The sequence below is a fragment of the Olivibacter sp. SA151 genome (genome assembly GCF_054130995.1).
The window spans coordinates 5,450,610-5,463,145 of the sequence record NZ_CP096391.1; the positions used below are offsets into that span (position 1 = coordinate 5,450,610).

General features: G+C 43.2%; 12 protein-coding genes. 2 read left to right on the plus strand and 10 right to left on the minus strand.

Translation table 11 applies throughout. From position 1 onward, the window contains the following. Positions 1–58 precede the first annotated feature (58 nt). Both M1D52_RS22145 and M1D52_RS22150 read right to left on the minus strand, forming a co-directional pair. Entirely contained in the window at positions 59–784 is a 726-nt protein-coding gene (locus M1D52_RS22145) for a hypothetical protein (protein WP_437393584.1), read from the minus strand. 477 nt (positions 785–1,261) lie between these two features. Next, the gene (locus M1D52_RS22150) at positions 1,262–2,263 is read right to left on the minus strand and encodes a hypothetical protein (RefSeq protein ID WP_437393585.1); all 1,002 of its coding nucleotides are present in this window, start codon (positions 2,261–2,263) and stop codon (positions 1,262–1,264) included. Between the two features lie 202 nt (positions 2,264–2,465). Here M1D52_RS22150 and M1D52_RS22155 point away from each other — a divergent pair, with 202 nt between their 5' ends. Together M1D52_RS22155 and M1D52_RS22160 are read left to right on the plus strand one after the other, a co-directional pair. After that, complete coding sequence (locus M1D52_RS22155; protein ID WP_437393586.1) at positions 2,466–3,611, plus strand: type II secretion system F family protein; 1,146 nt, start codon at positions 2,466–2,468, stop codon at positions 3,609–3,611. 206 nt (positions 3,612–3,817) lie between these two features. Next, a complete protein-coding gene (locus tag M1D52_RS22160; RefSeq protein ID WP_437393587.1) occupies positions 3,818–4,540 on the plus strand; it encodes a hypothetical protein in 723 nt (240 codons plus the stop codon). Positions 4,541–4,577: 37 nt separating this feature from the next. On the opposite strand, the gene M1D52_RS22165 is transcribed toward M1D52_RS22160, so the two are convergent. The 8 genes from M1D52_RS22165 to M1D52_RS22200 form a co-directional block, all read right to left on the minus strand. Then, entirely contained in the window at positions 4,578–5,270 is a 693-nt protein-coding gene (locus M1D52_RS22165; protein WP_457941591.1) for a toxin-antitoxin system YwqK family antitoxin, read from the minus strand. Positions 5,271–5,274: 4 nt separating this feature from the next. After that, positions 5,275–5,760 carry a hypothetical protein gene (locus M1D52_RS22170; RefSeq protein WP_130854330.1) on the minus strand — a complete coding sequence of 162 codons (486 nt, stop codon included), beginning with the start codon at positions 5,758–5,760 and terminating at the stop codon, positions 5,275–5,277. Between the two features lie 5 nt (positions 5,761–5,765). Next, on the minus strand, positions 5,766–6,719 hold the full coding sequence (locus M1D52_RS22175; protein ID WP_437393589.1) for a fibronectin type III domain-containing protein: 954 nt from the start codon (positions 6,717–6,719) through the stop codon (positions 5,766–5,768). Between the two features lie 37 nt (positions 6,720–6,756). Beyond that, positions 6,757–7,293 carry a hypothetical protein gene (locus M1D52_RS22180; protein ID WP_437393590.1) on the minus strand — a complete coding sequence of 179 codons (537 nt, stop codon included), beginning with the start codon at positions 7,291–7,293 and terminating at the stop codon, positions 6,757–6,759. Continuing rightward, positions 7,290–8,516 carry a hypothetical protein gene (locus M1D52_RS22185; RefSeq protein WP_437393591.1) on the minus strand — a complete coding sequence of 409 codons (1,227 nt, stop codon included), beginning with the start codon at positions 8,514–8,516 and terminating at the stop codon, positions 7,290–7,292. Before M1D52_RS22185 ends, M1D52_RS22180 begins: the two co-directional genes overlap by 4 nt. A gap of 72 nt (positions 8,517–8,588) precedes the next feature. Further along, positions 8,589–10,562 (minus strand): type II secretion system protein GspD, encoded by a 1,974-nt coding sequence (locus M1D52_RS22190; RefSeq protein ID WP_437393592.1) that lies wholly within the window; start codon positions 10,560–10,562, stop codon positions 8,589–8,591. 4 nt (positions 10,563–10,566) lie between these two features. Continuing rightward, on the minus strand, positions 10,567–12,012 hold the full coding sequence (locus M1D52_RS22195; protein ID WP_437393593.1) for a GspE/PulE family protein: 1,446 nt from the start codon (positions 12,010–12,012) through the stop codon (positions 10,567–10,569). Continuing rightward, positions 11,990–12,523: a hypothetical protein gene (locus M1D52_RS22200; protein WP_437393594.1), complete on the minus strand. Its 534-nt coding sequence runs from the start codon at positions 12,521–12,523 to the stop codon at positions 11,990–11,992. Before M1D52_RS22200 ends, M1D52_RS22195 begins: the two co-directional genes overlap by 23 nt. Positions 12,524–12,536: the final 13 nt, after the last annotated feature.

The window sequence follows — 12,536 nt, forward strand, 5'->3', positions numbered from 1 at the left end:
AATAGTTGAATAAATGTACCGTTAGATTTAGAATAAAAACCCTTGCAAATCATGGGCATTATTGGTTCGGTTGTCGATAAACTCTCTTTTGTAAGCTAGTAAGTGCTCGCTCTATTGCTATCCGAGCTTTCCTTTCCTCAATCAAATGCAAAGTCAACTCTTCCACCTTCTCCAATAATTTCCGATTCATCTCTCCAAGGTTGACTCCGTTCTCCTCTACTTCCATCTTGTTGGGCACGCCGGGTAAGTGTTTATTTTCTTTGATAAAAGCTTCGATTTCAGCAAGCGATTGCATTTTGTAATTATCTTCGAAAACATAGTCTGGCCAGTTGGCACTTTCCACCAAAATTTCCTTTGAGCGTATTGTTCCATTTACTTCCAAAAGATTGGAGGGTGTTGCCGTTCCGATGCCGACGTTCCCGGCTGTGGTGATGGTAAGTCGTGATTGGGTTGTACTAAAATTATTATCAGCTATATGATAAGCTCCGCCTTTTACATAGGTATCCCACCTACGGGCGATATTGCCATTGCCATCGCCTTCGGCCAATGCCAGACCAGGTGCCGAACGAGGACTCGTTAAAGTAATCCAGGATCCATTAGGAGCACTCCCGGGATTCTGGATCTGAAGTCCGCCGCTGATGCCCCGGATTAGGCCATTCACCAATAGCGGAACATCAGCCGCCGGCGCAATGCCAATAGCGGCATTACCGCTGGATGGAAAGGTGTTTTGTGCATAGGCGCCCATACCGAATAATAATAGGGCAAATAGGAGTAGATGTCTCATTTTAGTACTGTTTTATTTATAAATTCGTTTTATTTTAGTTTTATATAGTATCAAACGCAACGGAACATGGGTAGGCCTTTTGCTGCTTGGTTAGATAATACTGAGTTATGCGCAACAATAGTTAAAAATTTCAGGTCATTAGTTATAAATTGATTCCCAATTAATCATAACATCTAGGTTATAGTCAATAAGAGTCCTTTGGTACTCAAAAGTACCATACATAAACTGATCGCCATTAGGCAAAATATGCCCTTGTTAGCGCATAAGCGATAAAATTTATTCTGAGGTTTAAAAAACACCTTTAGGCATACAAAAACAGGTTCGGTTATTTTACCATATCAAATAGATTTAAGTTATTGTTAATCAAGATAAAAATATGTAAGAAAAATGAGATATCAAAAAAATGTTGATAAAATTATAATAAACTTGTATAAGACGATGAGGATAAGGCTTTAATTAGATCAGTATCCCTTTATGCTATTTATTATGATTTTCATTCAGGTGATTACTCAGTTCACTTTTCAATTGCTGTAGCTCTTTCAAGAGGTCAATCTGATGTAGAGTGAGTTCTTCTACTTTTTTCAATAGTAACAGGTTCATTTCCGCTAAATCCAATCCGTCTCTCTTTATCTGTTTAGCCGATGGAATTTCGGGCAGGTGCCTATTTTCTTTTACATATTTTTCAACTTCAGTCAATGGAAGCATTTTATAATCCGGTTCAAAGACGTAGTCGGGTGCTTCAATGTTGGCAACCACTTTTATTTCTCGAGCTACGATATTACCCTCCACGGCTAGCTTCGCTTTCGGTGTACTGGTACCAATACCTACGTTACCATTACCCGCAATCCGTATCCGTTCGTTAGCACTGGAATAGAGCGCCAAACCTGTATTATTGCTATGCAAATCTTCTGCGATTGCTGCAATCGCAGCCCATTTATTGGTGTCATTTGGGTAGCCTGTAAGTAGTTTTATACCGTTTGTTTCCCCAGCTGTTGTCACCGTCGCTTTACTTGTAATCATCCAACCATTCGTATTACTGACAATAGCTAACTTGGACATCGGATCAGTTGTTCCGATACCAATTTTATCGTATACCAATAACGTTTTTGCTTTCCAGTCGCTGGTCGCCGAATTCGCGTTCGTGGAAGTATAAAAAGTAGACCAATCGCTCCATCCTTGATTGTTGTATAATCCCATCCTAATACGAGGCGAACTCCCGCCATAGGTGCTTGAATAAGGAATATAGAGTTGAAAGGCAGATCCATCCTGCGTATTGTTATATCCCCCGCCTGCTATTACGGTGCCATAGTTTGGAAAACCTTGATCAGCGCTTACAAATGACAATTGCAATTTTCCTGCAAAGGTTTTTGGCTCGTCACCGATATTCCATATATAGCCTCCAAGGCTTTTAATCTCGGTTTGCGCATATAGTTTTGGTAATAATAGCGAAAAGGACATCGCTAACAACATGATTCTCATACTATACATTGCTTTAATAAAATCGATTCTATTGAAAAAAGTCTAGCTAAATAGATTATCCGGTTTAGGAATAATTCATACAATAAAAGTAAGAATAAAATCTAAATTTAAAATAAACTGCGAATTAATTTTAAGCTTATGGAACAGACAAGATGCTCTTTGTTTTCCTGTCGATAATGAATATGTTTGTATACAGAAAACTATGGCCGGAATCAACATCAACCAGTTTAAACAAGTTCCTAACAGAACGACGGTTTCGAAGGAGCCCGCAGCCAATGTATTTGAATTCCTGAACAAGGACATCAGCCTTTTCGCCATCATGGGCGATAAACAAAAGGAATCGCTCTACCACGAGTTATCTATCTTGCTTAAAGCCGGTGTTGATCTCAAATCAGCCTTGGAGTTACTTATTTTGCAACTACAAAAGCCCAAGGAAGCGCACCTACTGGAGCAGATCAAGAAGAACATTGTTGAAGGCGGCTCGCTTTCGGGAGCATTACAACAACATAAAGATTTTACGCCTTATGAGTATTACAGCATCCAAATTGGGGAAGAAACGGGGAAGCTCAGTGAGGTATTGGAAGAGTTGGCACTGTTCTACCGTAAGCGGTTAAAGCAGAAACGTCAAATTACCGGAGCGCTAATGTATCCGGCGATCGTTACAGCCACTTCCATCGGTGCTATTTTTTTCATGATGAATTTCATTGTGCCCATGTTCGGTGATATTTTCAAACGATCAGGAAGCGATCTACCAGCTATTACGCAGGTAATCGTTGACGTCTCTAACTTTACGCGAAAATATGCCTTTTTGTTTTTACTGATCACCATCGGTGTGATTACCTGGCTATATTTACAGCGGAAGAAAGAGTGGCTACGAAAAGCTAGCGCCTCGGTGCTTTTGAAGTTACCTATTTTTGGCGTGATGATCCGTAAGATTTATTTAGCCCGTTTCTGCAATTCGATGTCTTTATTAACAGGCTCGAAAGTTCCGCTTATTCGCGCTATTCAGTTAAGTCGGCAAATGGTTGGCTTTTACCCCATCGAGATTTCGCTGGAAACGATAGAAAAAGACATTCTACAAGGCAAAAGCTTACATGAAAGCCTGCGTAATTTTCCAATCTACGACATCAAGCTCGTCTCGCTGATTAAAGTAGGTGAGGAAGTTAATCAGTTGACCGACTTCTTCGGCAAAATTGCGACGCAATACAGTGACGATATTGAACACCAGTCCGCTTTGATTTCTTCCATGCTGGAGCCGTTTATTATTATCTTTTTAGGTTTCGTAGTAGGGATTATTCTAATCGCCATGTATCTCCCTCTCTTCCAAATGGGCGGAAGTTTTGGATAGCCAATTTGTTTCTACGCCTTATAAATTTAAGTTAAATTACCCATTTGCGAATATCATCTTTTTTTATAAATTCGCTACTGCTTAAACTATTCTATGCATAAATTTTACTTGGGTAAGTTTTAGATAAATCCTTTAGCTAATCACTATTTCCTAAGGTTTCATTATTAAGATTAACGATTGATAATTAATTCTCAACAAAACATATTATGAACACACCTAAACTTTTCATCAGTGCCTTATTACTGCTGCTAAGCATAAAAGGCTTCAGCCAAACCAACACTGTTACAGCCGCTAAAATAGGTATCGGCACTACCACTCCGGGCTTTTTACTGCATGTTCTCGGGAGCAATGCATCCCCTAGCACCAATCCTGTGATTCGTATCGCTTATAACGGCAAAGCAGAAGATTATGTCGGTGAAACCGGGAGTATCGTATTTTCCAAACATTATGACCTCAACGCTACTGCTAAGATTTATGCATTTTCAGAATGGGGTAAAACATCATTCCACGAATCTGACTTACGTTTTGCAACCGGTACTAGCTCCGGATTGGTTGACCGTATGGTGATTAATCAATTTGGTAATGTACTGATCGGTAAGCTCTATCAACAGTTTAACGGTTATAAACTGGATGTGAACGGGCCTATACGGGCAAACGAGGTGGTCGTTAATACGACCGGTGCCGATTTTGTGTTTGATAAAGACTATAGCCTGATGCCTTTAAAAGAGGTGGAAAAATTCATTGCACGGCATGGGCATTTACCGGAAATTCAACCAGCTGCGAAAATGCAACAAGATGGTGTGGAACTGGGGCTTCTTAACACTAAATTATTACAAAAGATAGAGGAAATGACGCTCCATCAGATTCGTTTAGAGAAAGCACTGGAGCAGGCGCTACAGCGTATTGAGAAGTTAGAAGAAAAGAAATAAAGAGCTTATTTTGGTTGTTTTTGGGCTTTAGGCGTCCTCAAAAGCCCAAAAACAATTTAGCTTTATCAAACCAACTTACTGCTTTCTCCTGGGCGGTGTTATGCTTGAACTTGGTATATTGCCTCTGTACACTGTCTTGCGGATGATAGGTGGTGACGACTCCCTCCTTACGCCCTTTGAACAGTCGCCCTTTTTCCTTTAACTGCCCCTGCTCATCATAGAGTGCATATTTCCCGTTTTCTTCTCCCAAGTACCAGGTCGATAACAGTCGAAGTGTACCATTCGGATCCATGTAACGCCATTCGCCCGTTTTCAAGCCTTTATAATAAGCACCCAATACCTTTAAACTTTTGTCCGGATATAGCTCCTGATAGGTGCCGTGCAAAACGCGGCCTATAAAAGCGCCCTGTGTATAGCGTATACTATCCCGCAGATACCAAGCATAGATCTTCTTTGGGTCTGCTTGTTCTACTTTTTCTTTTACATTGAGCTCCGCGACTTGAAAAGAACCATCTGCATGACGAATGGTCGCTTTATTTTTATAGGGGAGCGCCTCCAATAATTCCTTTTGCCCATAAGAAGGGAGGGAGAAGCATAGCAGGTAGATTCCGATAATCAGTGTAAAATTTAATTTCATTGTTTTTTGTTTAGTATCAGGACGTAAGCTATAGGCTCTAAGCTTTAAGCCAACACCTTCATATCCCATCGGCTCATTAGCTAATTGGCTCATTACTTTACTTTGTCATTACATTCTCCTGTCCTTGATATTTTATCTTAATATAAGTAGGTGTATTTTGCAACAAGGTAACTCCCTCCCTTGTTTCACCTACTTTTATCATAAAATCCTTTTCATTCAGTCCCATTAAAATGACGCTCTTTTTTGCTTTTGCGTTCGTCACTTCTCCGAGATACTTAATCATGCCCCAATCGATATAAGGTTCTTGAGGTGGTGGATTATAATTTTCGACCACCTCGCCTGTTTCTATTACTTCCGGTTCGGCTTCTGCCCCGGCAGACAAAAACGGATCGCGGTAGCCTCCTTTTGGCTTAAAGCTCGTGATCGTATCCGTTAAATTCGTCTTGGGCATCGATTTTTTTTCTGCTGCCATTACCGGTGTCGGTAAAATAGGATCTTCTGTGGCTTGGATGATTTTATAGAAGATCCAGCCCCATATCAGGAGTACTAATAGTAAAAGTGGTATGGTTAGTTTCTTCTTCACCTTCATTACTGATTGATCAAAAAACTTCGGTAGCTTGAATAGCCACTGGTATTCCCTGCTTTATCTGTCGCGCGTAAGCGCCATATCACCCGTTCGCCGATACTACTGCTTGTAAAATTATGACTCGTGCCTTCCAAGCTTAGGGGATATGTGGAGCTATACAGCGTGGTTGAATCGCTTTTATATACATACAGTTGATACTTCACTGCATCGCTTACGGCCTCCCATCGTAAGGTAACGGGACTTGGCACGGAGGCATTGTTCCCCGGCGCGGTCATTGTAGGCACCGCAGGAGGTGTTCTGTCGTATGTAAATTGGCGAACGGTTGACCACAGCGACTGCGAGGTGTCCGACTCCGCTCTTACCCGCCATTGGTATACCTGTTCTTTTGGTATAGTGAAATTATGCCCCGTACTTTCCAATACACTGTCGTATAAAAGATTTTCGGGATCGGTAAAGTTATTCGTATCGATCTGCAATCGATAACCTGTAGCACCAAATAGGGTTTGCCATCCAAAGCGCAAAGCGGTATTCGCGGTTAGGAGCTGGTCTGCAGGATCGGTTTGCACCACTACCTGCTTACTTAGGTTCGACTCATATATCACAAAAGCGCGCGTGGTATACACCGTTTCGCTGCTACCATTACGGGCCTGTACCCGCCACTGGTAGATACCCGGCTCTAAACTCAACGTAAACTTCGGCGCGGTTACCACTGTATCGGCATAGTATAGCGATACCGAATCAAAATCGGGCGATACCACCTGCAAGCGGTATTCCAAGGCATCGTCTAGCTGCTCCCATAAGAAGGTAACGGTATAGGTAGGGATCTGTGCCTGGTTACCCGGCGACAGGAGCGTTACCTGCCTATCTTTAATATCTTCTTCCAAAAACTCTTTACAACCAAAGGCTGTGAAAAGCAATCCTATGAACAGGATGAAAACGTTAATTTTACAGTTCATTATCTTAATTTTTTTGCGTTAACCGAATAACTGGCAACTAATCCCCCGCCACATAAGCCGTTGTTAAATACATCTTCAACTCGGCTGCTCTTGTAAGCGTATTCAATTCCTTCCGAAAAGCGACATTCACTAAATTCAATTCCTTGCCTTTTTCGATCTCATACCAACATTGCAGGAGGTCATTATAACTCCCCACCAAACAATATTCATCATAGTTCACGGTCAGCCCCTCTGCAGTGACGGCCTTGGTAGGTGGTACGTCTTTAATCACCAACCCGTTGCTCTCTGCTGCAGAGGCCACAATATTTAACATGTTCACTTTCGCATTGCCTTTATCCGAAGCGTTCACGAAACCCGCGCTGCCAACCTTTTGCATCCGTGCCCTAAGCTGCGATAGCTCGGTTTCCTTCTGTTTTGTATTCGCCTGGGCCGCACGGGCTGTGTGATAGGCCGATCGTAACTCCAATGTTTTCTTGATGCTCATCTGATAGACGATGAATAAGAACAGCAGGGCACCCCACCATAGCCATTTGTTTTTTTGCTGCCAGGTATATGTTGTCCAAAATCCTTTCATCGCAAAATCAATTTAAGGTTAAATATCCCCCGCTCCTGCTTTTCATCGTATTTATAATCCACTAAGGCAACCTCTTTGCTAAAACTCATCATGCTTATCACTTTTACCCAATGGTTGAGGGCACCTATAGTTTCCGTTGTACCTGTAATGCGTATCAATCCGGATTGATATTTTGGTCTTCGTTCTTTTCTACTCGCAATTTCGTCCTGCGGAAAAAAGTTCAATTCATCTAAGCTGATATATTTGGGCACCGAAGCGCCCAGCTGATCGGCAATATAGCTCAGCGGTTCTTTATCGCCCCTTTCCGTGTAGTTAATCACTTCAACCAATTGCTCTTGACCCTTCAGCACATCCTTCAGCTGCTTAATCTCCTTATCCAGCAAAGAGATATCACTCAAGCTGGTATCCGCCATTTTTCCATTATAGTGTAAGAAGTAGAAGGTGTTTAACAATAAGATCAATAAGAAAAAGACACCCAATAGAAGCGCTGATCGTTTAAAAAACCATTCTTGCCGTTTATCTTCTATTCTACCGGCTAGGCTATCTACGGCTAAGGTTGCCATAGGCATCTCGCTGAGCACGAGAAAACCGAGTGCAAAGGCAACCAAAAAGCGCTCATTCATTTCCTCATCGCCAATCCGTATAATGCGCCCCGGTTCTTCCGCCTCTTCCCATTGATAGGCAATTATTTCATTTTCTTTTAATTCAAAATGGTGCCGGGCCACTTGCAGCGATTCGCTCCCCTCTTTAACAACGGCAGGCAATAGACTTGCTATGTGAAAAGGGCCTAAACTTACGGAAAGTAGCTGCTCCTGTATTTTTGCAACGTGTTGTAATAGCTCATCCAAACGATCTCGGCGGATAACCGAGAGTACTTCCATCACGCTCTGTGAATTCCTTTGTAGATAAAAATCCTGCTTTTTAGCGTTTGGCAAAACCAAACGAAGTAGATCCATATCATCTTTGAGATCTGCGCTTCGAACAAAGCGATGGATAATCCCCTTACCATTTAGCGAAAGCGCAATAGGCACTCCTTTGGGCAGGATGCTTAGTAGTTTCTCCACCGTCGGAATATCGCCTTCTCTCCGTAAAACTTCAATGGCATTCCCTTTTCGCTTCAACAGCACCAATTGCATGAGCAGTCCTTTCTCGGCAAAAGTAGCTTCCACCGCTGCTAGCAGCGGGATATGGCGGGCATATGAAAGGAGCTGTTCTTTAAACATTTTAGAGTTGTTAGCTGTCAGTTATCAGCTTTTAGTAATTTTTACGATCCCTACCGGAGGCAAGTTTTTTAATTACTGATAAATAATCGTCGGCTTAATAAACACCACCGACACCACTTTATTTTTTGATTTTGTTTTATTACTAAAAATCCATTTCAACACCGGTATACGGGACAGGAGCGGCACGCCGCCACCTGTTTCGGCATTTTCATAGCGCTCGATACCACCTAATACCACCGTCTCTTCGTTCCGTATCCGGATAATCGATTCGAACTTACTGGTAGAGGTGGGTGGTGGCTGGTTGATCGGTGTATCCTGCGTAAAATCAGAAATGTCCACCGTAATATTTAATGTCACCTGTTCATCCCCCGATACTATCGGCTTGATTTTGATGGTGGTAGCTGCTTTAATCTCGTTAAATTGCTGGGTAACAATATTCTGTGGCGTCAAAGAACCTATCTGATTCTGGGTTGACACACTATAAAAACGCGAACTTCCGATACTCAACGTTGCCGCATGGCCATTGAGCGTTGAGAGTTTAGGCACGGAACGCATCTCCACATTATTGTTATTTTCCAAAGCCCTTAAGCGTACATAAAAATTGGGTGAAACCCGCCCGAGATTAAAAGATCCGGTACCGATCCGCGACAAGAAATCGTTAATGGAACGGGCACCAAAGGTAAAATCGGTACCATTGGATGAGAGCAATTCACCTCCTGTTCGAACGGAGTCGGAGACGCCCATGGTAATGCCTGTACTAATTGTATGCCCTTTCCGTACATCCAGCATATTGACCTCAATTAAAATCATAGGTACCAACACATCCAGTTGTTTTACCAAGGAAGCGATTTCATTGACCTGTGGAGCAGATCCGGCTAAGAGGAGTGTATTCTGCTCGCGAAACTCCTTTATCTCCACGCCTTGTTTCCACTCGGCCGGAATCATAGCCTGCACGGTATCGATCGAACGGTGTTGTAAATGTACGGCTTTAATTTCGCGAAGACCTTCTAAGCGCCTTTCTCCGATCAGATAAATCCCATTATCGTTTTTAAAGGTATAGACAGTGCCCCTCAGAAGTGAGGTTAACAGCTGATCAAAACCTACGTTTGTCAACTTAGCGGTCGCATTCCCCTGCAAACCACTGAAAAGAAAGTAGTTGGCCTCCACCTGTGCGGCTGCATTCTTTATAATCTGATCGATGGGGGTATTTTGCGCCTCAATGCTCAGTAATTTAGCCCCGGAGCCATTATCGGTGGCATCAAGAAAAAACTGCGGATTACCATCAGAAGGCGTTTGCTGTATCGGCAGGCGACGCGTGCTCAGTTCTGACTGGCCGTTAATAAAGTTCTCCTCGTTAGGCCCTAGCGGTAAGTATACAAAGGAACCACCGGCTGTTTCTGCCAGCTTCACCTGATTGCTAAATGCTAACTGGCGTAAAGCGGCGCCTAACTCCATACCCTGCACAAATAAGCTCACCTGTTTGCCCTGTAGATCATTCGTCACAATCACATTCGTACCGGTTAATTGCGTAATCGTGCGAGCAACCACCACCAGGCTATCGTTCTCAAGCGACAAGCTGATCAGCTTATTGGCAGCATCATAAGTAGCTTGCACGGGGCGTGCAGGCTGACGTACCTTGGAGGGGTCAAGGGCCGTCACGGAGATGATGCTTCCGGTGAAACCTAAATCAAGGTTATATTCTTTGGCGATGAACAGGAGAATATTGATAGGTGTTTCTCCCTGAAAATTATTGTAAACCCGTAGTTGCAAGTTCGGATCCACATTGATATTGGTGTTAGAAGTTTCGGCCAAGGCTCGCAGGAATTCCTGTAAGCTGGCGCCTGCAACCGATAGTGTGACCTTCTCAGCCAGACCGGGCGATAGTACGGCCAGTTCATGCAGACGCTGCTCGTAACGCGTCAAACGATCTGCTTGCTGCGCCCATAGGTTGGAAGGCCATGCCTGGAGCAATAGGAACAAAAGCCCCATCCCCAGCACATATGCAACCCAGCTTTTTCTTTTTTCGTGTAAATATTTCTTTCCCAAATGCTCAAAAATTAAAAAGTAAAGGATAAATCTCTTCTATAGTCGTTTCGCCCGCGGCAAATAATTCGAAGGCATTTTCTGCCAATGTTTTAAGCTTTCTTTCGTGCAACTCTTCGCTGACATCATAGACATTGTTTTTAATCTTTTCCGATAGATTTCGATCAATCGGAATAATCTCGTACACTGCCTTTCTACCTTTGTAGCCGGTATGAAAACAATGGTTACAACCTTTCGCCACACAATGCTTCTTCACCTCATAAAAAGCTTTGAATTGTTGCGGGTAGAGAGCAGTATCGAAAGTTTCCTCCGTTTTACAATGCGGACAAAGGATCCGTAAGAGGCGTTGTGCCACGGAAGTATTCAAGGTATTTGCCAATAGAAACGGTGGCACCCCCATGTCGATCAAACGGGAGATCGTACCCCATGCTGAATTGGTGTGGATCGTAGAAAGGACCAAGTGCCCTGTTAAAGCCAAGCGGATGGCCATGGTGGCGGTGTCGGTATCCCGTATCTCGCCTACCATAATAATATCCGGATCTTGTCGCAAAAATGTTCGCAGTGCCGCACCGAATGTAAGACCGATACTTTCTTTCAACTGTACCTGGTTGATTCCTTCCAATGTATATTCAATCGGATCTTCAATGGTGAGAATATTCCGCGTATCCAGATTCAGTAGTTTTAAGGTTGCATAAAGCGTTGTCGTTTTACCCGAGCCCGTAGGCCCACTGATCAGCACAATACCATTGGGACGCTTTACACCTTCTAAATAATTGCGTAAATCCGGTTCAGAAAACCCCAAGCTGTGTAAGTCGATATTCGTAGCATCATTGCTTAGCAAACGCATGACTACTTTTTCGCCGTGCAAGGTCGGCAAAATGGATACCCGGATATCAAACTTGAGGTCGCCATGCACAAAATTGATCCGCCCGTCCTGCGGTAAGCGCTTTTCCGCAATATCGAGCCCCGAAAGAATCTTTATTTTATTAACTACGGCGGGATATTCGGTTTTATCCAAGCTATAGCGCTCGATCATCTGACCGTCGATACGAATCCGCACCCGGCAGCGCTCTTCATAAATTTCCAAATGGATATCGCTGCTTTTCAGCTTCCTCGCCTCTGCGATGAGATCAACCAAAAAATCGTCGGAGCTCCCTGCATAAGCTTCTTCCTTTTGTGCTCCCTGGGCGGATTGCTCCTCCCGGAAATAGTATTTATGGAGGTAGTGATTCAATCTGGCAGTATCTATTACCTCAACTTTAGCAGGTAGTCCCAACACCATCTCCAGCTCTTCCAACAAGGCTGGTTTGTTTTCTAATTGATCTGAATAATAAAGCACATAACCGTCCTGCCCTTTGGGAATTGCCCGGTAATACCAAGCCTGCTCCACGCTTAACAGCTGGATATCCTTTGGAAGAAATACGAAGGTATCAAGGGAGGTGGACGTTGGCATGATTTAGGAAGTTGAATAAAAGATTATCATTATATAAATAAAGCCCCCATTGCTTTATATCGATCAGAAAGACGGCAATCAGGATGACGGCTTGTGAACCGGCTAACGGAATACTGTGTACTTTTCGACCTCCCAGCGCTAAAATCAAAAAGAACAGTAATGTAAGTAGTAGACTAGCAATGTAGAATAGAATAAAATTAAGCGGCGAGAAGGCAAGGGTAAGGACAAGAAAAAAAAGAATATCGCCCCAGCCCAATAGCTGTTGCCCGGCAAGTAAACGCTGCCCGCGGCTAAGCTTAAAATAAAGGGCTACCAATGCAAGCTGTACGCTTAGCAGTCCGATATTGACCAGCAAATGATTCCAGGCAAAAGCGCGCAGGAGAATACTATTGACTACCAGTAACGCTGCCACAACAGGAAACAAAAACCAATCGATCGCCCGATCGGCAAAATCCTGCCAAGCCATATAAGATAAGGCCAATAGAATCAATATCACAAAGAGGGGTTGCATAACTCAAGTTCAA

What these genes read in the sequence shown, in the direction of transcription:
- M1D52_RS22145 (WP_437393584.1), bottom strand. Translation starts at nt 784, where the DNA reads ATGAGACATCTACTCCTATTTGCCCTATTATTATTCGGTATGGGCGCC.
- M1D52_RS22150 (WP_437393585.1), bottom strand. Translation starts at nt 2,263, where the DNA reads ATGAGAATCATGTTGTTAGCGATGTCCTTTTCGCTATTATTACCAAAA.
- M1D52_RS22155 (WP_437393586.1), top strand. Translation starts at nt 2,466, where the DNA reads ATGGCCGGAATCAACATCAACCAGTTTAAACAAGTTCCTAACAGAACG.
- M1D52_RS22160 (WP_437393587.1), top strand. Translation starts at nt 3,818, where the DNA reads ATGAACACACCTAAACTTTTCATCAGTGCCTTATTACTGCTGCTAAGC.
- M1D52_RS22165 (WP_457941591.1), bottom strand. Translation starts at nt 5,270, where the DNA reads ATGAGCCAATTAGCTAATGAGCCGATGGGATATGAAGGTGTTGGCTTA.
- M1D52_RS22175 (WP_437393589.1), bottom strand. Translation starts at nt 6,719, where the DNA reads ATGAACTGTAAAATTAACGTTTTCATCCTGTTCATAGGATTGCTTTTC.
- M1D52_RS22180 (WP_437393590.1), bottom strand. Translation starts at nt 7,293, where the DNA reads ATGAAAGGATTTTGGACAACATATACCTGGCAGCAAAAAAACAAATGG.
- M1D52_RS22185 (WP_437393591.1), bottom strand. Translation starts at nt 8,516, where the DNA reads ATGTTTAAAGAACAGCTCCTTTCATATGCCCGCCATATCCCGCTGCTA.
- M1D52_RS22195 (WP_437393593.1), bottom strand. Translation starts at nt 12,012, where the DNA reads ATGCCAACGTCCACCTCCCTTGATACCTTCGTATTTCTTCCAAAGGAT.
- M1D52_RS22200 (WP_437393594.1), bottom strand. Translation starts at nt 12,523, where the DNA reads ATGCAACCCCTCTTTGTGATATTGATTCTATTGGCCTTATCTTATATG.